Consider the following 22,761-nt stretch of genomic DNA (forward strand, 5'->3'; position numbering starts at 1 on the left):
GGCTCCTTTATTACAGCGCCAGATTGGGATCGAGGCAGAGAATGTCTTCGAATTCGTTGACCGCATCGATTTCGGTGCCCATGGCGATGTTGGTCACGCGTTCGAGGATGAATTCGATCACCACGGGGACCTGGAACTCCGCCATCAGCGCCTGGGCGCGGGCGAACGCGTCCTTGAATTCGTTGGGGCTTTTCACCCTGATCGCCTTGCAGCCGAGCCCTTCGGCGACCGCAACGTGATCGACGCCGTAGCCGCGCACATCGTCCTGATCGGGACCGGCGTTGATGTTGTCGAACGCGAGGCTGACCTCGAAATCCATCGAAAAGCCGCGCTGCGCCTGACGGATCAGGCCGAGGTAGGAATTGTTCACCACCACGTGCAGGTAGGGTAGCTTGTGCTGGGCGCCGACCGCCAATTCTTCGATCATGAACTGGAAATCATAGTCGCCGGAGAGGGCGACGATGGGTTTGTCCGGGCAGGCGGCGCGCACGCCGAGAGCGGCCGGCAGGGTCCAGCCGAGCGGGCCGGCCTGACCGCAATTGACCCAGTTGCGCGGCTGATAGACCCGCAGGAATTGCGCGCCGGCGATCTGCGACAGGCCGATGGTGGTGACGTAGCAGGTGTCGCGCGGCAGGATCTCGTTCATTTCCTGATAGACGCGCTGCGGCTTCAGGGGCACCTGGTCGAAATGCGTCTTGCGCAGCATCACCGCCTTGCGATGGCCGCAGGCGGCGGCCCAGTCCGACCGGTCGCGCAGTTGGCCTTGATGTTTCAGATCGGTGGCGACGGCGATGAACTGGTCGAGCGCCGCGCCGGCATCGGAGACGATGCCGAAATCCGGGCCGAACACGCGGCCGATCTGGGTCGGCTCGATATCGACATGCACGAAGGTGCGGCCCCGCGTGTAGGTTTCGATCGAGCCGGTGTGGCGATTGGCCCAGCGGTTGCCGATGCCGAGCGCGAAATCGGCGGCGAGGAAATTGGCGTTGCCGTAGCGGTGGCTGGTTTGTAGCCCGACCATGCCGGCCATCAGCGGATGATCGTCCGGGATGGCGCCCCAGCCCATCAGCGTCGGGATCACCGGGATGCCGGTGAGCTCGGCGAAGGCGACCAGGCGGTCGGCGGCGTCGGCGTTCAGGATGCCGCCGCCGGCAATGATGACCGGGCGTTCGGCGGCGTTGAGCATGGCGATCGCTTTTTCGGCCTGGCGGCGCGAGGCGGCAGGTTTGTGGACCGGCAGGGGTTCGTAGGTATCATCGTCGAACTCGATTTCGGCCATCTGCACATCGATCGGCAGGTCGATCAGCACGGGTCCGGGGCGGCCGGTGCGCATGGTGTGGAACGCCTGCTGGAACACCATCGGCACCAGGGCGGGTTCGCGCACGCAGACCGCCCATTTGGTGACCGGGCGTGCGATCGATTCGATATCGACGGCCTGAAAATCTTCCTTGTACAGCCGCGCGCGGGGGGCCTGGCCGGTGATGCACAGCATGGGGATGGAATCCGCCTGGGCGGCGTAGAGCCCGGTGATCATGTCGGTGCCGGCCGGGCCGGAGGTGCCGATGCAGATGCCGATGTTGCCGGCCGCGGCGCGGGAATAGCCATCCGCCATGTGGGCCGCCCCCTCGACATGGCGCGCCAGGATATGGCGGATGCCGCCATCCGCCTTGAGGGCGGCGTAGAGCGGGTTGATCGCGGCACCCGGCACGCCGAACGCGGTGGTCACACCCTCGCGGCGCAGTACGCGGACCGCCGCCTCGATTGCTTTCATTTTGGCCATTTTACCCCTCCATCGGATTGTTTTTTGATTGGTGAGGTTAGCATTGCGCGTGCCTTCGTCGTTTGCAATAATGTTTTCACGATGTGAAAACGGCATCGGAATCATGTGTTATGACAATGGCTTGTGAGGTTCCATGCGGGCACGAATTTCGGGGGAAAAACCTGCGGCGGCGGCGCGGGCGGTGGCACCGGTGGAGCGGTCGATGCAGGTGCAGTCGCTGGTGCGGTCGCTGGCGATCCTGAACCGGTTGGCCGCGGCCGATGAGGGTGTGACGTTGACGGAGATTGCTCAGCAGGTGGGTCTGTCGCCTTCCACCACGCATCGCCTGCGGAGCATGAGCGGTATGTGCATTTCGATGCTGAGCGGCGGTTATGGTCGGTGGGCGTGCAGGCGTTCGTGGCGGGCAATGCGTTTTTGAAAACGCGCAGCGTCGCGGGGCTGGCGCGGCCGCATATGCGCGCCCTGATGGAGGAATCCGAGGAGACCGTGAACCTCGCGGTCGAGGATCAGCACGAGGCAGTCTATCTGGCGCAGGTCGAATGCCGGCAGATGATGCGCGCCTTTGCCCGGCCGGGCGGGCGGGTGCCGCTGCATTGCTCGGGCGTCGGCAAGGCGCTGCTGTCGGCGATGAGCGATGCCGAGATCGGCCGGGTGCTGCACCAGCGCGGCATGGCGCGCATGACGGTGAAGACGATCAACCACACGGCGGGCTTGCGCGCCGATCTGGCCGCCGCCCGCGCGCGGGGCTACGCGATCGATGATGAGGAGCACGCGATCGGGCTGCGCTGCATCGCCGCGGTGATCTTCAATGAAAGTGCCGAGGCGGTGGCGGCGGTTTCGGTGTCCGGCCCGGTGGCGCGGATCAGCGATGCGCGGATTCCCCTGCTCGGCCAGCAGGTGAGGCGCAAGGCGGAGGCGATTACCGCGCTGTTCGGCGGGCGGGGGCCATAAGTCAGCGCTTATGATGTAAATTTGGCCTCACGGGTCCGATTTCGCTTGATTAGATCGACGCCGATGTGCCCCAATCACGGGTTCGCAGGGTCGAATCGTCAGCGGAATCAGGACATGATGCAGCAGCCGATCAGTTTTTACTTCGACAACCGGATCGTCAGGGTCGCTGATCAACCGATCACCGCGACCGTGCTGGCGTGGCTGCGCGGTGCTGTGCGGCGAACCGGCACCAAGGAGGGTTGTGCCGAGGGGGATTGCGGCGCGTGCACCGTGATCGTCGCGGAACTTGCCGATGAGGCGGGGGATGCGGGCGGCATTCGGGCGGGCAATCTGGTGTTGCGGCCGATCAATGCGTGCATCCGGTTCTTGCCGACGCTGCATGGCAAGGCGCTGTTGACCATCGAGGATCTGGCGGGGCTGACCGATCGGGCCTTGCACCCGGTGCAGCAGGCGATGGTGGATTGCCATGGTTCGCAATGCGGTTTCTGCACGCCGGGCTTCGTGATGTCGCTGTTCGCGACCTATCTGCGCCATCAGGCGGCGCAGACCACGCCGGACCGGGCGGCGATTGCGCATGATCTGGCGGGGAATTTGTGCCGCTGCACCGGATATCGCCCGATCCTCGATGCCGCCGCGCGCATGTTCACCTTGCCGCCGGCGACGCTGGATACCGCGCCGATCGAGGCGGCGCTGCGGGCGGTTGCGGCGGAGACCGGCGCGGGGTTGAGTTATGCCGCGGCCGGTCAGCAGGGGCCGGGCGCGCGGTTTTATGCGCCGCGCGAGGTCGATGCGCTGGCGGCCTGGTACGCCGAACGGCCGGAGGCGACTTTGCTGGCCGGGGCGACCGATATCGGGCTGTGGGTGAACAAGCAGTTCCGCGATGTCGGGGATCTGCTCTATCTCGGCGATGTTGCTGCGCTCCGCTGCATTGAGCGCGAGGGCGATGTGCTGCGGATCGGCGCCGGGGCGACGCTGGAAGCCGCCTGGGCGGCGCTGATCGGGCTGGAGCCGGCTTTGGGCGAAATGGCGCTGCGGTTTGCCGGGCCGCCGGTGCGCCATGCCGGCACGATGGGCGGCAATGTCGCCAATGGCTCGCCGATCGGCGATGCGGCACCCGTTTTGATGGCGATGGATGCGCGACTGGTGTTGCAGCATGGCGCGCAATCCCGGGAGGTGCCGCTCGATGCGTTTTATTTGGATTATATGCGCAACGATCTGGCGAAAGGCGAGTTTCTGCGCGCGATTCTGGTACCGTTGCCGGACCCTGATACCAGGATGCGGGCGTATAAGATATCGAAACGGTTCGATTGCGATATTTCCGCGCTCAGTTGCGGCTTGGCGGTGACGCTCGAGGGTGAGACGATCAGCCGTGTTCGGCTCGCGTTCGGCGGCATGGCGGCGACGGTGCGGCGCGCCCGGCACGCCGAGGCGGCGCTGCACGGGGCGGTGTGGGGCGAAGCTGCGGTCCGGGCGGCGATGGCGGCGCTGGATGAGGATTTCGCGCCGCTCTCCGATTTGCGGGCGAGCCGCGGGTATCGGCGGCTTGTCGCGCGGAACCTGCTGTGGCGGTTCTGGCTGGAGACGCGCAGCGCCGCCCCGCTGCCGGCGGCTTCGGTGCGGGTGCGTCAATTCGCGATGGCGGGGGTGGCATGAACCAGGATTTCAGCCCGGATCGCGCTGCGTGCGGATTTGCCCGCGATATTCCGCTGGTGCTCGATGCGGGCGAGGCGGCGGCGCTACGCGCCGGCGGGCGGGTGGGGATCAGTGCCGCGCATGAATCGGCGCATCTGCATGTCGCCGGGGCGGCGCCCTATGTCGACGACGTGCCGGAAGCCGCGGGCACGCTGCATGCGGCCCTTGCGCCCTCGCCGGTCGCTTCGGGTGTGCTGCGATCGATCGATCGGGCAGCACTGCTCGCCATGCCGGGCGTGGTCGCGGTGTTGACGGCGGCGGATATTCCAGGGGCGAACGATTGCGGCCCGGTGATCCATGACGATCCGATTCTGGCCGATGGCACGCTGCGCTATCGGGGGCAGCCGGTGGCGCTGATCGTTGCGACCGCGCGTGATCTTGCGCGTCAGGCCGCCGCGCGGATCGGCCCGTGCCTCGATATCGAACCGGCAACACCGGTGCTGACGGCGCGTGAAGCCTATGCGCGCGGTGATGCGCTGCTGCCGCCGGCAAGCCTGATCCGCGAATCAGCGCCGGGCGCGCTGGCGGCCGCGCTGGCCGCGGCGCCGCATCGGCTTGGCGGGCAGTTCAGCCTGGGCGGGCAGGAGCAGTTTTATCTGGAGGGGCAGATCGCCTACGCGCTGCCCGCCGAGAATCAGGGGCTGCGCGTGCTGTGCTCCACCCAGCATCCGAGTGAAATGCAGCATCTGATCGCCCATGCGCTGGGTTGGCGCAGCCATCAGGTGCTGGTCGAATGCCGGCGGATGGGCGGCGGCTTCGGCGGCAAGGAATCGCAATCGGGGCTGTTCGCGTGCTGTGCCAGCATTGCCGCGGCGCGGCTGGGCAGGCCGGTGAAGCTGCGGCTCGATCGCGATGATGATTTCATCATGACCGGGCGGCGGCATCCGTTCGAATATGATTACGATGTCGCATTCGATGACGACGGCCGGATTACCGGCATCGAGGCGACGCTGATCGCCAATGGCGGGCATTCGGCGGATCTTTCGGGTGCGGTGATGACGCGCGCGCTGTGCCATCTGGATAACGCGTATTATCTGCCGGAGGTCGCGATCAACGGGTTTGTCGCGCGCACCAATACCCAGAGCAACACGGCGTTTCGCGGGTTCGGCGGGCCGCAGGGGGCGTTGCTGATCGAGATTGTGATGGACCGGATTGCGCGGCATCTCGGGCGTGATCCGCTCGCTGTGCGACGGGCGAATTTCTATGGGGTGGCGAGCCGCAACGTCACGCCGTATCGCCAGACGGTCGAGGATAATGTGATTGCGGCGCTGGTCGATGAATTGGTGGCGCAGGCGGATTACCAAGGGCGGGTTGCGGCGGTCGCTGCGTTCAACCGTTCTAATTCCGTACTGAAAAAAGGGATTGCGCTGACGCCGGTGAAATTCGGCATTTCGTTCAACGTGCCGCATCTCAACCAGGCGGGCGCATTGGTGCATGTGTACGCCGATGGCAGCGTGCTGGTGAACCATGGCGGCACCGAGATGGGGCAGGGGCTGAACACCAAGGTGGCGCAGGTGGTGGCGGATGCGCTGGGCATCGGGTTTGCGGCGGTGCGTTGCAGTGCCACCGATACGTCGAAAATCGCCAATACTTCGGCCACCGCGGCATCGACCGGCGCTGATCTGAACGGCATGGCGGCGCGGGATGCGGCGATGACGATTCGCAACCGGCTCGCCGAATTCGCGGCGGCCCGCCATGGCGGTGAGGCCGCCGATGTCCAGTTTGCCAATGACGTGGTGCGGGTCAGTGGGATCGCGCTGGCGTTCGCAACCCTGGTGCGCCAGGCCTATGAGGCGCGGGTGCAGCTGTGGAGCGACGGATTTTACGCGACGCCGAAAGTGCACTGGAATCCGAAGGGTTTGCACGGGCGGCCGTTCTACTACTTCGCCTATGGTGCTGCGGTGAGCGAGGTGATCATTGATACGCTGACCGGCGAGGTTTCGCTGCTGCGCGCGGATATTCTGCACGATGCCGGGCGCTCGCTGAACCCCGCGATCGATATCGGGCAGATCGAAGGCGGTTTCATTCAAAGCATGGGTTGGCTGACCACCGAAGAGCTGGTGTGGCACGCAACCGATGGGCGGTTGCTGACCCATGCGCCCAGCACCTACAAGATTCCCACCGCGAACGATTGCCCGGCGGCACTGCACACCAGATTGTTCGATAACCCGAACGCCGAGCCCACCATTCATCGCTCGAAGGCGGTCGGTGAGCCGCCGATGTTGCTGGCATTTTCAGTGCTGCTTGCGATTCGCGATGCGATTGCCGCAATCGGTGGGCCGGGCGCCGACCCGGATTTGCGCGCGCCGGCGACGCCTGAAGCAGTGCTCGATGCGATCGCCTCGCTCGATGCGGTGCGGCCGTGATACCGTTGGGTGTTTGCATCGAAATATCGACGGTGCTGGGTTCGGCACCGCGCGAGCCGGGGGCGCGGATGCTGGTGCGGTTGGGCGATACCGAGGGCAGCATCGGCGGTGGTCAGCTTGAATATGGCGCGGTGGCGACGGCGCGGCGGTTGCTGATGGTGTGGCGGGATGATCCTGCCCGTGCCACGGCAGTTTCGGAAACCGCAGCGCTGGGACCGCAGCTTGGCCAGTGCTGCGGCGGGGTGGTGAGCCTGCGGTATCTGCCCTGGTTTGCCTCGCATCTGCCGCCGGAGCCTGCGTTGTTTCATTTGCAACTGCATGGCGCGGGTCATGTCGGGCGGGCGCTGGTCGCGGTGCTGGCGGGGTTGCCGTGTTCGATCGACTGGATCGATTGCCGCGAGGAGGCGATGCCGGCGTATCATTTCGGTGGTGCGGCGCGGCTCGAGCGGCGGCTGGTCGCCGACCCGGCTTGTGCTGTCGCAGACGCACCGGCGGGGAGCCTGTTTCTGGTGATGACGCATAGCCACGCGCTGGATGCGGAGATTACCGCGGCGGCGTTGCAGCGGGGCGATGCGGCCTATGTCGGGCTGATCGGCTCGGCGACCAAGCGGGCGCGGTTTGAACATCGCTGGCGGCGGCGGGGTTTTTCGCAAAGCGTGATCGAGCGGCTGACCTGTCCGATCGGGGTTGCCGGGATTGCGGGCAAGCAGCCGGCAGTCCTGGCCTTGGCGATCGCTGCACAATTGCTTCAGGCATGTCCGGCGCAGCCCGGCACTGCATCGATCGCTCCGATACTGGCCGCCGCCGGGTGCGAGACGTGCGGCACGACGGCACTGTGCGGGGCGCGGACCGAATGATCATACGAATGCGCTTATGATCGGCATTTGCGCTCATCGCGTCATCCGCCGGCGTGATAAGTGCGGGATCAGCGATCACCGGAGACCAGCATGACCAGTTTGACGACCCATATTCTCGACACCGCGAACGGCCGCCCGGCGGGCGGGGTCACGGTGCGGCTGCAGAGTGTGGCAGCACCCGCAATACCGGTGGCCAGCGCGGTGACGGACGCCAACGGCCGGGCAACGCTGGCGAGCGGCGATCTTGCGAGCGGCGTGTACGATCTGGTGTTCGTAATGGGGCCGTATTTCGCAAACCCATCGGCAGCGCCTGCATTTCTCAGCGACATCGTTCTGCGTGTCGGGATCGATACGGCACAGCCGCATTATCACATTCCGCTCCTGGCATCGCCGTGGAGCTACACCACCTACCGTGGAAGCTGAACCCAGATGATGAGTTACCTGACCGGCTGGGCGATGGCCCTGTTGATCTGGCTCCATGTGATCGCGGCGATCGCGTGGATCGGGGAATCGTTCTATTTCGTGATGCTCGATAACAGCCTGCACAAACCCGATGACGCGGCGGCACAGCAGCGCGGCGTGTTCGGCGAGCTTTGGGCGGTGCATGGCGGCGGGTTCTATCATTCGCAGAAATATCTGGTCTCGCCGCCGCGCATGCCGGCTGATCTGCACTGGTCGAAATGGAAATCCTACGCCACGTGGCTATCGGGGTTTTCGTTGCTGACGGTGATGTACCTGCTCCAGCCGGGCGCTTATCTGATCGACCCTGCGGTCGCCGCGCTCACGCCGCTGACCGCGGCGATTGCGGTGCTCGGTTTTCTGCTGGCCGGTTGGGTTGTGTATGATGCGGCGTGCCGCCTGCTGGGTGCGAACGATCTGGTGCTCGGCATCGTGATCGCCGTGTTCGTAGCTGTCGCCTGCTATGTTTCGACGCATCTGTTTTCGGCACAGGCGGCGTTTCTGATCGTTGGTGCCATGCTGGGTACGATCATGTCGGCCAACGTGTTCTTTCTGATCATTCCAGGCCAGCGCAAGATGGTCGATGCGCTGGCACGCGGCGAGACACCGGACCCGATGCCGGGCAAGCGCGGCAAGCAGCGTTCGGTGCACAACACGTATTTCACCCTGCCGGTGGTGTTCGCCATGCTGAGCAGCCACTTCAGCATGCTGTATGGCGGTTCGGCGAGTTGGTTGAATTTGTGGCTGGCGATGATCGGCGGCGCGCTGATCCGCCAGTATTTCGTCCTGCGCCATACCGGTCGCCAGGATTGGAGACTGCCGGCGGTTGCGGCGGCACTGTTCGTTGCGGTGATCATTCTGGTGGCTCCAGCCGGCGACCTCAGCCTGCCCGGCCCGGCGCAGGCGGGGAATGCGCCGATCGTGAAAACCGCTGCCATCATGCCGATCGTGCGGCAGCGTTGCGCCGCCTGCCATGCCGCGCACCCGCGCCTGATGGCGAGCGCGCCGGCAGGGTTGATGTTCGATACCGCGGCCGAGGTGCAGCAGCACGCGGCCTTGATCGACCAGCAGGCGGTTCAGGCAAAGTCGATGCCACCGGGCAACATCACCCATATCACCAAGGAAGAACGCGGCGAGATCGGCGCGTGGTTTCGGGCCGGTGCGAAATGAGCCGCGAGCCCGACATGATCGAGGCGCTCAATCGCATGAGTGCTGCTGGATTTTCGACCACGCTGGCCGCTGTTTACGAGCACTCGCCCTGGGTCGCCGAGCAGGCGGCACAATGCCGGCCATTTGCAACGATCGAGGTTCTGGCGGGGACAATGCAGAGGCTGGCGCGTGATGCTGATCCAGAAAGGCGTTTGCGACTGCTCCGCGCCCATCCGGAACTCGGGCAGGGTGGACACCTGACCGATCATTCATCGAGCGAGCAGAGCTTCGCCGGTTTCGATCGGCTCACGCCTGAAAGCGCGGAGCAGCTGGCATTCCTCAACCGCCGCTACCGGGAGCGTTTCGGGTTTCCCTTCATCATTGCGGTGCGGGGGCAGAAGGATGCGCCCGCGATCATCGAACGGCTCGAACAGCGGCTCGGCAACGATCCGCCAACCGAGATGACCATTGCGCTTGAAGAGATCGGCCGCATTGCGTGGTTTCGCCTGCAACAGTTAAGAGAGCCCGCGCGCTGAACCAGCGGCGCTCACCTGTTCTACTATGACGGCACCGCGCGATCTGCCGGCGCGCGGCGCAATTCGGTCCAACATCTGAATGCGGTCTATCACCATGGTATCTGCGCTGCGCGGTCCTTTTTTGAGCTACACCGGCAACCCGTTCGAGGTGGATGACCCCTCGTGCTTTCATTATGAATCCGATGGGCTGATCCTGATCGATCGCGGCCGTATCCGCAGTGCGGGGGCGCATGATCCGGCGGTGCTGCCCGCGGGCGTGGTGCCGGTGCACTACCCCGATCATCTGATCATGCCGGGATTTATCGACGCCCATGTGCATTATCCGCAGATGCCGATGATCGGCGCGCACGGGCGCCAGTTGCTCGACTGGCTCAATCACTACGTCTTCGAAACAGAACAGCGCTACGGCGATATCGATTTCGCGCGCATTGTAGCAAAGGCATTTTTACGCGAGTCGTTGCGCGCAGGCGTGACGACGCCGATCACCTATTGCACGGTACATCCGGAATCGGTCGATGCCTATTTCGAAGAAGCATCGAAACTCGGGCTGCGCACCGGTGCCGGCAAGGTGTTGATGGATCGCAATGCGCCGGTGGGTCTGCGTGATACCGCACAGAGTGGTTACGACCAATCAAAGCGTCTCGCCGCGCGCTGGCACGGCCACGGGCGGCTGTTCTACGCCGTCACACCGCGCTTCGCGCCGACCAGCACCGAGGCGCAGCTCGAGCTCGCGGGCACGTTGCGCCGCGAGATCGATGGGCTTTACATGCAGACCCATCTTTCGGAGAATCGTGCGGAACTCGCCTGGGTTGCCGATTTGTTTCCTGCGAGCCGCGATTATCTCGATGTGTACGACCGGTTCGGGCTGGTCGGCCGGCGCTGCCTGTTCGGCCATGCGATTCACCTGAGCGAGCGCGAATGGGCGCGGCTCGCGGAAGCGGAGGCGACGGTGGTGCATTGCCCGACCTCCAACCTGTTTCTCGGCTCTGGTCTGTTCAATCTGAAGCGCGCGCTGGTTTCGGCCAATCCGGTGCGTACCGCGCTGGGGTCCGACCTCGGTGCCGGGACGAATTTTTCACCGCTGGCAACGCTGGCCGAGGCCTACAAGATCGCGCAGTTGCGCGACGATGCGCTAAGCCCGCATCAGGCGTTTTATCTCGCGACCCTCGGCTCCGCCCGCGCGATCGATCAGGCGCAGCATATCGGGCGCATCGCGCCGGGGCAGGATGCCGATCTGGTCGTACTCGACCCGAAGGCGACGCCTCTGCTGGCGGCGCGGCACGAGTTTGTCACCTCGCTGGAGGAGTTGTTGTTCGTGCTGATGACCCTCGGGTCCGATCGGGTGGTGCGGGCGACCTATGTGGCCGGGCACAAGCAGCACGATCGGGATGATCCGGCGGGCGTTGCGGCATGACCGCGCCGCAATTCGAGGCCGGAGCACCGGGTCGATGCACGGGCCATGATCGATCGCGGTCCGTTTGCGATGTTGTTTATCCGCTGCAAATTCGGCATCAGTCACCACCCGGCCGCGTTCATCACGGCCGGGGATGCGGCGCTCGCCGTTGCCGTGCTGACCGATTTTCTGACCCGTTTTGATCCCCGCGTTTCCAATCAAGGACCATCCCAGTGACCCAGCAAGCTGCCACCACGATCGCGACCTTTCTGCACGGCGAGCGCGCACGCCAGACCGAATTCCTGGCGGCGCTGGTCCGCGCACCGTCCGACAATCCGCCCGGCGATTGCGCGGGCCACGCCGAGGTTGCGGCACAATTGCTGGAGGGGCTGGGCCTCACCGTCGAACGCCATGTCGTGCCGGCCGCGCGCGCTGGCGAAACCGGCATGATCAGCGCGACCAACCTGGTGGTGCGCCATCGCTTCGGCCCGGGGCCGGTCGTCGCCCTCAATGCGCATGGCGACGTGGTGCCGCCGGGTGATGGCTGGACGCATGATCCCTATGGCGCGACGATCGAGGATGGCTGGATGTTCGGGCGCGGGGTTGCGGTGTCGAAATCCGATTTCGCGACCTATACCTGGGCGCTGCTCGCGTTGATCGCGCTCGATGGACCGCTGCACGGCGCCATCGAGCTGCATTTCACCTATGACGAGGAAGCCGGCGGTGCGATCGGGCCCGGGCTTTTGCTGGAGGAGGGGATTTCGAAACCCGACCTCGCGATCGGTGCCGGATTTTCCTATGCCGTGGTCAATGCCCATAATGGCTGCCTGCATCTTGAAGTGCAGGTCGAGGGCCGCTCGGCGCATGCCGCCATGCCGTTCACCGGCATCGATGCGCTGGAAGCGAGCACCGCCGTTCTGGCCGCGCTATATGCCCAGCGCCCGATCCTGGCCGAGACCACATCCGCGATCGGCGGCATCGGCAGTCCGCAACTCACGGTCGGGCTGATCAAGGGCGGCATCAACACCAATGTCGTGCCCGATCGCGTCACGTTCCGGCTCGACCGGCGCATGATCCCTGAGGAAAATCCCGCAACGGTCGAGGCGGAATTGCGCGCGATCATCGAGCAGTCGGTGCGGGCGGTGCCGGGCGCGACCGTGACGGTCCGCCGGATTCTGCTCGCCGAGCCGCTGGTTCCCGCGGCGGGGGCGGCCGCGCTGACCACGCTGCTATGCCGCCACGCCTCACGGATCATGGGCGAAACCGTCACCGCCAAGGGCGTGCCACTCTATACCGATGCGCGGCATTATGCCGCCGCCGGCGTGCCGATCGTGCTGTATGGCGCCGGGCCGCACACGATCGAAGAGGCGAACGCGCATCGGGCGGATGAAAAACTGCCGTTGAGCGATTTGTACAAAGCCACCGAAGTCGTGGCGCTGACGCTTGCGGAGCTGTTCGGCGCGACGCCATGAGCTTGGCCGCGCCCTATCCGCGCGATCTGGCGGGATACGGGCGCACCCCGCCCGATCCGCAATGGCCGGGCGGGGCCAGGATATGCGTGCAGTTCGTGGTCAATTACGAGGAGGGCGGCGAGAACAATATCCTGCACGGGGATGCGGCGTCCGAGGCGTTTCTGTCGGAGATTCCCGGTGCGGCGCCCTGGCCGAACGCGCGGCACTGGAACATGGAATCGGTGTATGAATATGGCGCGCGCGCCGGGTTCTGGCGGCTCTGGCGGCTGTTCACCGGCCGGCAGATCCCGGTTACGGTGTATGGCGTCGCCACCGCCCTGATGCGCGGTCCCGAGCAGGTCGCGGCGATGCAGGAGGCCGGCTGGGAAATCGCGTCCCACGGGCTCAAATGGATCGATTATCGCGATGTTCCGCGCGCCGTCGAGGCGGCGCATCTGCGCGAGGCGATTGCGCTGCATACGCGCATTACCGGCGCGGCACCGAGCGGGTTTTACCTTGGCCGTTGCTCGATGAACACGCGTGAGCTGGTGATGGCGCAGGATTGTTTCGCCTATTCATCGGACAGCTATGCCGATGATCTGCCCTATTGGGTCGCTGCGGCGAACGGCAGCCACCTGGTCATTCCCTACACGCTCGATGCCAATGACATGAGGTTTGCCACCAGCCCCGGTTACGCCTCCGGCGATGATTTCTTCGCCTATCTGCGCGACAGTTTCGATTGGCTGCTGCATGAGGGCCGCGCCGGCAGTCCGAAAATGCTGAGCGTCGGCTTGCACTGCCGCCTTGCCGGTCGGCCGGGGCGGGCGGCGGCGCTGGCGCGCTTTATCGACCACGTCGCGGCGCAACCCGATGTGTGGGTTGCGCGGCGGATCGACATCGCGCGGCATTGGCGTGCGGTTCACCCGCCGGGCTAACGCGCGGACTGTTCGAGTTGTTCGAGCGCGCGCGGCAGCAGGCGGGCGAGGCGGGTTGCCCAGGCGGCCTCGGCGGCTTTGGTTGCAATCAGATCCTGGCGGATTTCGAGTTCGGCGTAATCGAGCCCGTTGCGTTCGGCGTGCACCGGCACGCCGTAGTCGGTTGCATCCGAGACCGCATAGGGGTCGTTTTCCGTGACGATCAGATCGCCCTCCGCGCGCAGCAGATCGGCCAGGATCAGTGAAAAGCGAGGGTTGCGGTTGAACAGCACGGCGGCGTGCATCGGCCGCGCGTGGCCGTGAAAGACCGGCGTGAAACTATGCATGGCAATATAGATCGTTCGTTGGCCGCGCGCGCTGCGGGCCGCGATCTCGCCGGCGATCATGCTGTGATAGGGCGCGAAGATCGCCTGCATCCTTGCGTGTTTCGCCGCATCGTCCAGGCCGTGATTGCCGGGGATCGGGGTCGCTTCGGAAACCTCGGGAAAGGCGCTCGGTGCCGCCGGCGAGCGGTTGCAATCGATCACCAAGCGCGAATAAGTCTGCAAAATCGCGGTGGCACCGAGCTGTAGCGCGAGTTGTTCGGTCACGCCGGCGATGCCGATATCCCAGCCGATATGCCGCTGGCGTTCGGCCTCGCTCACGCCGAGGTCGCCGAGCGCATTGGGAATGCGGCGCCCCGCATGATCGGCGGTGAGCAGGAAGGCGCTGGTCGCGTCGGGGTAGAGGTGGCGGCAGGGCGGCGGTTCGTCGGGGAGTAGCATGGGTGGGAGAGTATCGGGTTTTGGGCCGGGAGGCGAGGTTGGGCGTGAGGGAAGGGAAGGCTTCTTTTTTGTAAAAAAGAAGCAAAAAACTTTCCGACTCTGGGGCACGGGCGTTTTCAAAGGCACGGGCCCAGATTAACGAAGTTTTTTTTGCTTCTTTTTTGTTCACAAAAAAGAAGACTCTTCCCTTACCCTTCGCCTTCTACCCCCGCGCCCGCTGCGCCAACCCCAGCAGCGTCTGCCGCGCGATCGCCTCCGGCACGCTGCCGGTGCGTTTGCAATCGGCTTCGGCACGCAGAGCACGGTCGATCGCGGCGATAATCGCGGGTTCGCGCCAGATGCCGGCGGCCTTGATCACCGCACCCTGGCGGCGGAAAAACACCGGCGGCCGGCGGGCCGCGAGCGCGTCGCGCGGGTTGGCACCGTGCGCGATCGCCTCCGCCATCAGGCGCAGGCCGGAAAGCTCGGTCAGCAGCACCCGAAGGATCGCCACCGCCGCCGCGCCCTCATCGATCGCGAGGCTGATGGCGTGGTCGGCCGCCCTTGGGTTGCCGCCGAGCGCTGCGTCGATCGCATCATGCATCGAGGCGGTGCCCTGGTCGTCGAGCACGGCGTCGATATCGGCGATGGTGATCGTGCCGCCGGGGCCGGCGTAGAGAATGAGGCGTTCGGCGGCATCGGCCAGCGCGCCGGATTCACCGCCCAGCCGCCCGGCGGCGAGGGTCAGCGCGTCGCGCGCGATGCCGACCCCGGCGGCGCGCAAGGCGGTTTCCAGCATCGGGCCGCGCGCCGCAGCATCGGGGATGTAGCAGGCGATCGCGGCGGCGTCACTGTGCTTTTCGGCGAGCGTGCGCAGTTTCGAGCGGCCGTTGAGGTCGCCGCCGGTCGCGATGACCAGGGCATCGCCCCGTGTGGCAAGTGCCGCCTCGAACGAGGGTGCCTGCTTGTCGCCGACATCGCGGATCAAAATCACCTTGCGCCCGCCGCCGAATGCCTGCGCAGTCGCTTCCTCCGGCAGCCGATCCGCCTGCTCCGCATCAAGCTCGGCAAGCCGGAACGGATCGTCGAGCGAGCCGGCGATGCGCCTGGCCAGGGCGCGCGCCCGGTCGGTAACCAGGGAGGTGTCCGGGCCGTAGATCAGTACCAAACGGGTGGCGCCGGGGTCGGCCAGAAACCGATCGGCCTGGCGCGCGTCTAGTTTCATGGGGTGGTGCCGTTTGAGAAGAAAGGCCAGGGGCGCTCCCTCCGGAGCCATTCCAGCGATGAAGAGCATCGCTGGAACCTTCGGCTCCTCCGCCCCTGGACCCCGTTAAAGGCCCCGCGGGCAAGATGCCCGCTGGCTCCGCCCTTAGTGGGGGGTTCGGGGGGCAAAGCCCCCTGATCTTGCTTCCCAAACGGCACCACCCCAACGGCCCGGCACTACGCCCCATGATCGGGGTGAGCGCGGAAATAGAGTGCCAACTGCATCGCGATCTGGTTGGCCAGTTCGCGCGCCAGCTGGTGGCGCATGATGCCGCCATCAAGCGTGTTGGCGAAATACTGGTTGTCGATGATGTTTTCCGCGTCCATCGCCTGGGCGTTGCCTTTGGCGAGCGCCGTGGTCAAATTGCCTTCGGGCGTGAGTTCCCAATGCGCGGTGGCGAGGAAGCGGTTGCGCGTGTTCGAGGTATCCTGCTGCACGCCGATGATCTGCACCGAAATCCCGTACTGCACCGTCAGGTGATAGCGATAGTAGCTGGGCGCGCCATCGCGCTGCAACGCCGCTTCCAGCGCCTGGTGCATCAACTGGCCCTGGCGATCGGCCAGCGGTGCGATGTCGATTTCATCCATCTGCGCCGCGATGCGCGCGGGCTGGCCGGCCTGCGGGCCGTACAGCGGGTGAAAGCCGCAGGCCGACAGGGCCAGCACGCAGGGTAGGGCGAGGTACCTACGCACGGATCACGAAATTCAAAATCCGGTCCGGCACATGGATGCGCTTGACGATGGTGACACCGTCGAGCGCCTGCGCGATTTTCGGCTCGGCCATCGCGGCCGCGATCGCGGTTGCCGCATCCGCCCCCGGTGCGAGGTCGATCGTGCCGCGCAGCTTGCCCATGATCTGGACCGCGAGCGTCACCCGATCGCGCCGCAGCAGATCAGCCGCGGCGGTCAGCCACGGCAGGTCCGCCACCAGCGGCGCGCCGGGTTCGATCAACGCATGGGCTTCCTCGGCGACATGCGGAATGATCGGCGCTGCGAGGCGGATCAGCGCCGTCACCGCTTCGCGCCGTGCCGCTGCCATGCCGGGTGCGGCCTTGGCCTCGGCATCGGTGATCGCGTTGCTCAACTCATAGAGCCGCGCGATCGCCACGTTGAAGGCGAACCCATCGATCGCTTCGGTCACCCCGGCGATCGCCCGGTGGGTGGCCTGGCGCAGCACGCGCGCGGCACCGCTGGCCTGATCGAGCGGCGTGGCATCGGGTGCATCCTGCGTCAGGCTGCGGGCGAGCCGAAAGAGGCGCTGCACGAAGCGGAACGCGCCCTGCGCCCCGGCCTCGGTCCATTCGACATCGCGCTCCGGCGGATTGTCCGACAGGGTGAACCAGCGCGCCGCATCCGCGCCGAACCGCTCGATCACCACGCTGGGATCGACCGTGTTGCGCTTGGATTTCGACATTTTCTCGATCGGGCCGACGATCACGGGCCGTCCGTTGCTGGTCGCCGTACCATCGCTGTGCTTGACCACCTCATCGGGGTAGAGCCAGCGGCCGTCTTCGGATTTATAGCTCTCATGCGTCACCATGCCCTGGGTGAACAGCCCGGCGAAGGGCTCATCGACCCCGACATGGCCAAGCCGGTGCATCGCCCTGGTGAAGAACCGCGCATACAGCAGGTGCAGGATCGCGTGTTCAATGCCGCCGATATATTGATCGACCGGCATCCAATGCTTCGTCGCCGCCACATCGGTCGGGGTTTCGGCATGGGGGGCGCAGAACCGGGCGAAATACCACGAACTGTCGACGAAGGTATCGAACGTGTCGGTCTCGCGCAGGGCCGCCGCCCCGCATTGCGGGCAGGCGACGTGCTTCCAGGTCGGGTGATGATCGAGCGCGTTGCCCGGCCGGTCGAACGGCAGATCATCGGGCAGGCGCACCGGCAAATCCTTGGCCGGTACCGGCACCGTGCCGCAGATTTCGCAATGGATCACCGGGATCGGGCAACCCCAGGCGCGCTGGCGCGACACGCCCCAGTCGCGCAGGCGCCAGTTCACCACGCCCTGGCCGATGCCGCGCTGTTCCAGCTCGGCGATGACGCGCGTTTTGGCGGCAGCGACATCGAGCCTATCGAGGAAGTCGGATGCCACGATCACGCCATCGCCGGTCAGCGCGACGGTGCCGACCTCGGCCGCCGGCTCGCCTTTGGCCGCGACGACCACGGTCACGTCGAGCCCGTATTTGCGGGCGAAATCAAGGTCGCGCTGGTCATGCGCCGGGCAGCCGAAAATCGCGCCGGTGCCGTATTCCATCAGCACGAAATTCGCGATCCACACCGGATAGGTCGCGGCGGTGAACGGGTGTTTCACCCGCAGACCGGTATCGAACCCGCGCTTTTCCGCGGCTTCGATCGCGGCTTCGGACGTGCCGCTGCTCTGGCAATCGGCGATGAAGGCGGCGGCCTCGGCGTTCCGGGCCGCAACCGTGGTCGCCAGCGGATGATCCGGCGCGATCGCGAGGAAACTCATGCCGAACAGCGTATCCGGCCGCGTCGTATAGACCTTGACGTGATCGATGCCGTCCAGCGGGGTGGCGAGGGCGAAGGACACATTCGCGCCTTCGCTCCGCCCGATCCAGTTGCGCTGCATGGTGCGCACCCGCTCCGGCCAGCGGTCGAGCGTATCGAGCCCGGCGAGCAGATCTTCGGCGAATTCGGTGATCTTGAAAAACCATTGGCGCAGCTTGCGCTTTTCGACCAGCGCGCCGGATTTCCAGCCGCGCCCGTCGATCACCTGTTCGTTCGCCAGCACGGTGAGATCGACCGGGTCCCAGTTGACCGCCGACTCCCGCCGGTAGGCGAGGCCCGCGCGCCAGAAATCCAGAAAGATCTTTTGCTGCTGGCCGTAATATTCGGGGTCGCAGGTGGCGAATTCGCGCGACCAGTCGATCGACAGGCCCACCAGTTTGAGGTCGTCGCGCATCGCTTCGATGTTCTGATGCGTCCATTGCGCGGGATCGACGCCGCGCTCACGCGCCGCGTTTTCCGCCGGCAGGCCAAACGCATCCCACCCCATCGGGTGCAGCACATCGAACCCCTGGGCGCGGCGGGTCCGCGCGATCACATCGCCGATCGCGTAGTTCCGCACATGACCGATGTGGATTTTGCCGGATGGATAGGGAAACATTTCCAGAACGTAGCATTTCGGCCGCGTGCCGCTCGGCTGGTCGGTCGTGGTGAAGCACCCGGCCGCGGCCCATGCCGCCTGCCAGCGCGGCTCGGCCGCCCGGAAGTCATAGGCGTGGTCGGAGCCTTGATCGGGCGCCAGATCGGGCTGGTTCTGGTCCATCCGTTCAGCCGTTCAACTGCCCGGCCGCCTTGAGTTGCGCGGCCCGGGCCAGGATGCGATCCTCGATGCCGTTGGTGGTTGCCGGATCGACCGGTTGATCGACCCAGTCGCCACCCTGGCGGATCTGGCGGAAAATCGACACTTTCACATCGTTGGCCGAGAGCATGCTGCCCAGCACATACGCCGTCGCCTTGAAACGCTCGTTCGGCGTCGCGGGCGGCGAATACCAATCCGTGATGATCACGCCGGCGAACGAGCGAGGCGCGCCACAAATAGGCGTTGACCGCAACACCGGTCGCCGAGCCACCCGGCGCGGCATGCCCACCGCCGCCGAGCGTGAGCAGGTTGCCCAGGCCGCCGCCGGGATGGTTCATCGCGGGCGGGGTGTACTGCGTCTGCGGGTTGTTGACCTGTGCGGCCGTCAACGGTTTGCTGCTGCTGCATGAAGCAAGACCGAGGGCCGCGACCGCCAGAAATACCAGCGCCGGGCCTTGGTTGAAACGCTTTGTGACCAGTTTGCTGTGAAGCCGCACGTTCATCTCCGCTCAGTCGCAGCAGGAAGTCTGCGCGACACTGTGGGGTGTTTAGCCTTGCTGCCGCCTGACGCCAAGGGCAAGTGAGACACGAGCAGGCAGGGCGCTGTTTTTTGAAATAAACCGTGCATCCGTGACCCGAGTGCGACCGACCACAAAAAAGGGGGCGACGGCTCACACCGTCGCCCCCGTTATTGGTTCGGCGTATCAGCCGATCGTCAGATTACCACTTGAGAGCGGCACCCGCGCCGATCGCCTGGCTGTGCATGCGGTTGCCCACGGTGGTGTTGGTCTTGCTGTTGGCGAAGTCGAAGCCGTACTGCTTGCGCTGGCCATACAGATAGGTGACGAACAGACCGAGGTTCGGGGTGACGGCGTAGTTGGCACCGACCGCAACACCATTGTCCTGCTCGGTACGGCCGACGCCGTTACCCGGCAGATGCGCACCGGCGCTCTGGTTGTTGAAGTAGTAGGCGCCGACGGTGGCCGGGCCGGCGGTGTATTCGGCGCTGACCAGCCAATCAAAGGCGTTACGCTGGCCGGGGAGCAGGAAGGTGTAGCCGTTGTTGACCTGGCCGTCCTTCGCGTTCGCGCCAACCATGAACCCCGCGTAGGAAATCTGACCACCAACGGTGGCGATGCCCAGACCCTTGTAGCCGGTCTCATGCGTGATTGCGCCGGTCTCCGGTGACACGATCGTCTCGATCGAAGACCCCGTGCTGTTGCCGATCGGCGAGGACTTGATGTACCCGCCCGAAACCTTCACGCCAACGCCACTGAATTCGCCGGTATACTGAACCATCGCGTCGAGCGTATTCTTGCGGCGGGCGCTGCCGGCGCCACCAGGCGCGCTGGCGAGGGCCGCGCAAGTGCTCTGCGCCACGGTGCAGGCGGCGAGACCTTCCTTGATACCGTTCGAATTCGGCTCAAAGCCGATACCCGCGTTGAAACCGGCGAAGGTCGGCGTGAGGTACACGATTTTGAGCGAGGTATAGAGCGCGCCGGTATCGGAGAACAGCCAGGTCGGGTGCGCAGCGCTCGGCACGATCGAACCGATGCCGCCGTCCGAGTTCCACTGATTGCCATCGCCGAAGTTTTCAAACACGCCATCCTGCATCAGAGTCCAGGGGCCATCGCCCTGGCCGATCCGCACGATGCCGGCTTCCTTGGTGCCCAAATAGGCATAGGCGCGGCGGATCACGAGCGATTCCGTACCGTTCGCGGCACCGTTGGCGACAGCGTTTTCCTGCTCGCCCTGACCGGGATTGGTGTACGCATCGCGAATTTCCGAAGCGACACCGTATTCGAACCCGCCGGTCGTCATCGCATCAAAACCGGGATACAGGCGCAGGAACCCTTCGTTGGCGATCGGGTTCAGCTTGTAGCCGCCATAGCTGTTGACCGAGGAGCCAACGGCATCGAGCTGGTACGTGAACAAACCGTTCAAATGAACGACCAGCGTGCCCGGCTTCGGCGGCGTGGCTGCCTGTGCGTGCGCGGCACCGGTTGCTCCGGCTACCATGCCCAACGTGGCCACCGAGGCCAGTAGGAATTTGCGCATATAAACCTCCATGTTGCCGGTCTCCCGGCGTTAACCCTGTTTTCGACCCGGCCAATGCTTCAACATCAACCTTTTCACTACCGCGCCAAAATACAGACGTCGGAAGCGTGCGAGCGGATAAAACGCATTTACCGAGACGGAAGCAACATGCCGAACCGCTGTTTTCGGCTATTTCGATCGCCTGTTGTTTCGATGCCACAGTATATGTCACTCAGATGACAGGGCCTCGATCGCGCCGAACCCGCCGCAACCTTCCCCAAACCGCCGCCCGACCACGCCTGTCACGCCGCCCAGCGCCAGGACCGGCACGCGGCAACGCCGTGCCAGCGCCGCCCATCGCACCGGCCCCAGCGCACCCGCACCCGGATGACTCGCCGTTGCGAATGCCGGCGATAGAAACACCAGCGACGCAAGCACCCCCCGCGCCGCGATCATTTGCCCACAATCATGCGCCGAAGCGGTGTTGACCGCGCCGCGATAACGCGCCCGCGGCGGCACGCCGCCCCGCAAATGCACCCCCGCACCCAACGCGGCTGCCAGCCGCCAATCGCCGGCAATCACCAGCGTGATCCGCCGGCTCCGACACAGCGCCGCCACCTGTCGCGCCAGCGCCGCCCGGCCGGGCGCACCGTCATGGCGGAACACCACGCCGCTGATCCCGCGCGGCAGCGCCGCAATCGCGGCCAACAGATCAGGCTGGCGACGTTCATCGCTAAACAGCCACAAAGTCGGATGCCGCGCCCGCCGCCGGCGCTTGACCGCGCGGGCCAGGCTGATCAGGTGTTGATCCATGACCGATGATCATCCGATTCCCGACATCGCCGCAACCATCGCTGCCCTCAACCGCCGCATCACCCAGGCCGCCGCCGGGCGCGCGGTCACGCTGATCGCGGTTTCGAAAACCAAACCCGCCACCGCGATCGAGGCCGCCCTCGCCGCAGGCCAGTTGGTGTTCGGCGAAAACCGCGTCCAGGAAGCCGCGCTGAAATTCCCGCCACTGCGGGTGACCCACCCCGACATCGACCTGCACCTGATCGGCCCGCTGCAAACCAACAAGGCACGCGACGCCGTTCTGCTGTTCGACCAGATCGAAACGCTCGACCGCCCCAAACTCGCCGACGCCCTCGCCGCCGCCGCCGAGCGGGAAGGGTCGATGCCGAACCTGCTGGTGCAGATCAACATCGGCGATGAACCGCAAAAAGCCGGCGTCGCGCGCGCCGAGGCCGATGCATTCATCCGCGCCATGCGCGCCCGCTTCGGCGCCGCGCTGCTAGGGCTCATGGCCATCCCGCCGGTCGGGCAGGACCCGGCACCATATTTCCGCGATCTCGTGGCGATGGCCGATCACCACGGCCTGCCGGTTCGCTCGATCGGCATGTCGGATGATTTCGAAATCGCCATCGCCTGCGGGGCGACGCAGGTGCGGATCGGGTCCGCCTTGTTTGGCGGGCGGTAAGGCGGGGGAAGCAAGGCCTACTTTTTTGTAAAAAAGTAGCAAAAAACTTTTATTCGTCAGTATAGTGCGGTGGATGGGGCGGTAACCACATCATAGATGCGCGGCATTATCGGTCGATCGCGGCGATCGATCGGCTCATATGAACGATCGTGCGGCCATCGTCCTTGACCTCCTCATGATCGATCGCAAAGCCAAGTTGTTGGTACAGCGAAATGTTACGGGTCATTTTCCGGTTGGTATAATACCAACCTGAGGTTCCGTTGACTCGAAAGTGATTTGTCGCGGCTCGGGCGGGTATGATTCGCTGAACTTCCCTGGAGGAGGTTTGCGATGACGGT

At 65.3% G+C, this 22,761-nt stretch carries 22 protein-coding genes; 13 read left to right on the top strand and 9 right to left on the bottom strand.

All coding sequences use genetic code 11. The features are described 5' to 3' along the window. Window positions 1-10 precede the first annotated feature (10 nt). Window positions 11-1,780, bottom strand: a complete 1,770-nt coding sequence (gene gcl / locus B7X49_RS12290) for a glyoxylate carboligase (RefSeq protein ID WP_286703790.1) — start codon at window positions 1,778-1,780, stop codon at window positions 11-13. Between the two features lie 133 nt (window positions 1,781-1,913). On the opposite strand from gcl, the gene B7X49_RS12295 reads away from it, so the two are divergent. The 12 genes from B7X49_RS12295 (at window position 1,914) to puuE (ending at window position 13,569) form a co-directional block, all read left to right on the top strand. After that, on the top strand, window positions 1,914-2,198 hold the full coding sequence (locus B7X49_RS12295; protein ID WP_286839546.1) for a helix-turn-helix domain-containing protein: 285 nt from the start codon (window positions 1,914-1,916) through the stop codon (window positions 2,196-2,198). Continuing rightward, window positions 2,126-2,731: an IclR family transcriptional regulator C-terminal domain-containing protein gene (locus tag B7X49_RS12300; protein ID WP_286839548.1), complete on the top strand. Its 606-nt coding sequence runs from the start codon at window positions 2,126-2,128 to the stop codon at window positions 2,729-2,731. Before B7X49_RS12295 ends, B7X49_RS12300 begins: the two co-directional genes overlap by 73 nt. 114 nt (window positions 2,732-2,845) lie before the next feature. Continuing rightward, window positions 2,846-4,384 carry a xanthine dehydrogenase small subunit gene (gene xdhA / locus B7X49_RS12305; RefSeq protein WP_286703788.1) on the top strand — a complete coding sequence of 513 codons (1,539 nt, stop codon included), beginning with the start codon at window positions 2,846-2,848 and terminating at the stop codon, window positions 4,382-4,384. Then, complete coding sequence (xdhB, locus tag B7X49_RS12310; protein ID WP_286839550.1) at window positions 4,381-6,789, top strand: xanthine dehydrogenase molybdopterin binding subunit; 2,409 nt, start codon at window positions 4,381-4,383, stop codon at window positions 6,787-6,789. Before xdhA ends, xdhB begins: the two co-directional genes overlap by 4 nt. Beyond that, the gene (xdhC, locus tag B7X49_RS12315) at window positions 6,786-7,646 is read left to right on the top strand and encodes a xanthine dehydrogenase accessory protein XdhC (RefSeq protein WP_286703786.1); all 861 of its coding nucleotides are present in this window, start codon (window positions 6,786-6,788) and stop codon (window positions 7,644-7,646) included. Before xdhB ends, xdhC begins: the two co-directional genes overlap by 4 nt. Before the next feature lie 90 nt (window positions 7,647-7,736). Continuing rightward, entirely contained in the window at window positions 7,737-8,069 is a 333-nt protein-coding gene (gene uraH / locus B7X49_RS12320) for a hydroxyisourate hydrolase (RefSeq protein ID WP_286703785.1), read from the top strand. A gap of 9 nt (window positions 8,070-8,078) precedes the next feature. Continuing rightward, a complete protein-coding gene (locus B7X49_RS12325; protein WP_286703784.1) occupies window positions 8,079-9,275 on the top strand; it encodes a urate hydroxylase PuuD in 1,197 nt (398 codons plus the stop codon). After that, complete coding sequence (gene uraD / locus B7X49_RS12330; RefSeq protein WP_286839554.1) at window positions 9,272-9,790, top strand: 2-oxo-4-hydroxy-4-carboxy-5-ureidoimidazoline decarboxylase; 519 nt, start codon at window positions 9,272-9,274, stop codon at window positions 9,788-9,790. The genes B7X49_RS12325 and uraD overlap by 4 nt, the downstream gene beginning before the upstream one ends. 79 nt (window positions 9,791-9,869) lie before the next feature. After that, window positions 9,870-11,204 (top strand): guanine deaminase, encoded by a 1,335-nt coding sequence (gene guaD, locus B7X49_RS12335; RefSeq protein ID WP_286703782.1) that lies wholly within the window; start codon window positions 9,870-9,872, stop codon window positions 11,202-11,204. Between the two features lie 45 nt (window positions 11,205-11,249). Beyond that, window positions 11,250-11,420 (top strand): hypothetical protein, encoded by a 171-nt coding sequence (locus B7X49_RS12340; RefSeq protein ID WP_286703781.1) that lies wholly within the window; start codon window positions 11,250-11,252, stop codon window positions 11,418-11,420. Then, window positions 11,417-12,655, top strand: a complete 1,239-nt coding sequence (locus B7X49_RS12345; RefSeq protein WP_286703780.1) for a M20/M25/M40 family metallo-hydrolase — start codon at window positions 11,417-11,419, stop codon at window positions 12,653-12,655. Before B7X49_RS12340 ends, B7X49_RS12345 begins: the two co-directional genes overlap by 4 nt. Continuing rightward, window positions 12,652-13,569 (top strand): allantoinase PuuE, encoded by a 918-nt coding sequence (puuE, locus tag B7X49_RS12350; RefSeq protein WP_286703779.1) that lies wholly within the window; start codon window positions 12,652-12,654, stop codon window positions 13,567-13,569. Before B7X49_RS12345 ends, puuE begins: the two co-directional genes overlap by 4 nt. Here puuE and B7X49_RS12355 read toward each other — a convergent pair. The 7 genes from B7X49_RS12355 to B7X49_RS12385 form a co-directional block, all read right to left on the bottom strand. After that, a complete protein-coding gene (locus B7X49_RS12355; RefSeq protein ID WP_286703778.1) occupies window positions 13,566-14,333 on the bottom strand; it encodes an N-formylglutamate amidohydrolase in 768 nt (255 codons plus the stop codon). The genes puuE and B7X49_RS12355 overlap by 4 nt on opposite strands. 202 nt (window positions 14,334-14,535) lie before the next feature. Next, on the bottom strand, window positions 14,536-15,537 hold the full coding sequence (gene holA / locus B7X49_RS12360) for a DNA polymerase III subunit delta (protein WP_286703777.1): 1,002 nt from the start codon (window positions 15,535-15,537) through the stop codon (window positions 14,536-14,538). Between the two features lie 215 nt (window positions 15,538-15,752). Beyond that, the gene (locus tag B7X49_RS12365) at window positions 15,753-16,268 is read right to left on the bottom strand and encodes a hypothetical protein (protein WP_286703776.1); all 516 of its coding nucleotides are present in this window, start codon (window positions 16,266-16,268) and stop codon (window positions 15,753-15,755) included. Continuing rightward, window positions 16,261-18,873 carry a leucine--tRNA ligase gene (leuS, locus tag B7X49_RS12370; protein ID WP_286703775.1) on the bottom strand — a complete coding sequence of 871 codons (2,613 nt, stop codon included), beginning with the start codon at window positions 18,871-18,873 and terminating at the stop codon, window positions 16,261-16,263. The genes B7X49_RS12365 and leuS overlap by 8 nt, the downstream gene beginning before the upstream one ends. Before the next feature lie 4 nt (window positions 18,874-18,877). After that, the gene (locus B7X49_RS12375; RefSeq protein ID WP_286839558.1) at window positions 18,878-19,117 is read right to left on the bottom strand and encodes a DUF3576 domain-containing protein; all 240 of its coding nucleotides are present in this window, start codon (window positions 19,115-19,117) and stop codon (window positions 18,878-18,880) included. Between the two features lie 512 nt (window positions 19,118-19,629). Continuing rightward, window positions 19,630-20,967, bottom strand: a complete 1,338-nt coding sequence (locus B7X49_RS12380) for a porin (protein ID WP_286703773.1) — start codon at window positions 20,965-20,967, stop codon at window positions 19,630-19,632. A 207-nt stretch (window positions 20,968-21,174) separates the two neighbouring features. Continuing rightward, window positions 21,175-21,759: a thiamine phosphate synthase gene (locus B7X49_RS12385; protein ID WP_286703772.1), complete on the bottom strand. Its 585-nt coding sequence runs from the start codon at window positions 21,757-21,759 to the stop codon at window positions 21,175-21,177. On the opposite strand from B7X49_RS12385, the gene B7X49_RS12390 reads away from it, so the two are divergent. After that, the gene (locus B7X49_RS12390; protein WP_286703771.1) at window positions 21,758-22,423 is read left to right on the top strand and encodes a YggS family pyridoxal phosphate-dependent enzyme; all 666 of its coding nucleotides are present in this window, start codon (window positions 21,758-21,760) and stop codon (window positions 22,421-22,423) included. The genes B7X49_RS12385 and B7X49_RS12390 overlap by 2 nt on opposite strands. 106 nt (window positions 22,424-22,529) lie before the next feature. Here B7X49_RS12390 and B7X49_RS12395 read toward each other — a convergent pair. Next, on the bottom strand, window positions 22,530-22,761 hold a 232-nt coding region (locus B7X49_RS12395; protein WP_286839561.1), incomplete at its 5' end, for a hypothetical protein.

The organism is Acidiphilium sp. 34-64-41, assembly GCF_002282635.1.
GTDB classification, from domain to species: Bacteria; Pseudomonadota; Alphaproteobacteria; order Acetobacterales; family Acetobacteraceae; genus Acidiphilium; species Acidiphilium rubrum.

Bases quoted from the DNA above. Each gene is read 5' to 3' on its own strand.
- gcl (WP_286703790.1), bottom strand. From the start codon at position 1,780: ATGGCCAAAATGAAAGCAATCGAGGCGGCGGTCCGCGTACTGCGCCGC.
- B7X49_RS12295 (WP_286839546.1), top strand. From the start codon at position 1,914: ATGCGGGCACGAATTTCGGGGGAAAAACCTGCGGCGGCGGCGCGGGCG.
- xdhA (WP_286703788.1), top strand. From the start codon at position 2,846: ATGATGCAGCAGCCGATCAGTTTTTACTTCGACAACCGGATCGTCAGG.
- xdhB (WP_286839550.1), top strand. From the start codon at position 4,381: ATGAACCAGGATTTCAGCCCGGATCGCGCTGCGTGCGGATTTGCCCGC.
- uraH (WP_286703785.1), top strand. From the start codon at position 7,737: ATGACCAGTTTGACGACCCATATTCTCGACACCGCGAACGGCCGCCCG.
- B7X49_RS12325 (WP_286703784.1), top strand. From the start codon at position 8,079: ATGAGTTACCTGACCGGCTGGGCGATGGCCCTGTTGATCTGGCTCCAT.
- uraD (WP_286839554.1), top strand. From the start codon at position 9,272: ATGAGCCGCGAGCCCGACATGATCGAGGCGCTCAATCGCATGAGTGCT.
- guaD (WP_286703782.1), top strand. From the start codon at position 9,870: ATGCGGTCTATCACCATGGTATCTGCGCTGCGCGGTCCTTTTTTGAGC.
- B7X49_RS12340 (WP_286703781.1), top strand. From the start codon at position 11,250: ATGATCGATCGCGGTCCGTTTGCGATGTTGTTTATCCGCTGCAAATTC.
- puuE (WP_286703779.1), top strand. From the start codon at position 12,652: ATGAGCTTGGCCGCGCCCTATCCGCGCGATCTGGCGGGATACGGGCGC.
- B7X49_RS12355 (WP_286703778.1), bottom strand. From the start codon at position 14,333: ATGCTACTCCCCGACGAACCGCCGCCCTGCCGCCACCTCTACCCCGAC.
- holA (WP_286703777.1), bottom strand. From the start codon at position 15,537: ATGAAACTAGACGCGCGCCAGGCCGATCGGTTTCTGGCCGACCCCGGC.
- leuS (WP_286703775.1), bottom strand. From the start codon at position 18,873: ATGGACCAGAACCAGCCCGATCTGGCGCCCGATCAAGGCTCCGACCAC.
- B7X49_RS12380 (WP_286703773.1), bottom strand. From the start codon at position 20,967: ATGCGCAAATTCCTACTGGCCTCGGTGGCCACGTTGGGCATGGTAGCC.
- B7X49_RS12390 (WP_286703771.1), top strand. From the start codon at position 21,758: ATGACCGATGATCATCCGATTCCCGACATCGCCGCAACCATCGCTGCC.
- B7X49_RS12385 (WP_286703772.1), bottom strand. From the start codon at position 21,759: ATGGATCAACACCTGATCAGCCTGGCCCGCGCGGTCAAGCGCCGGCGG.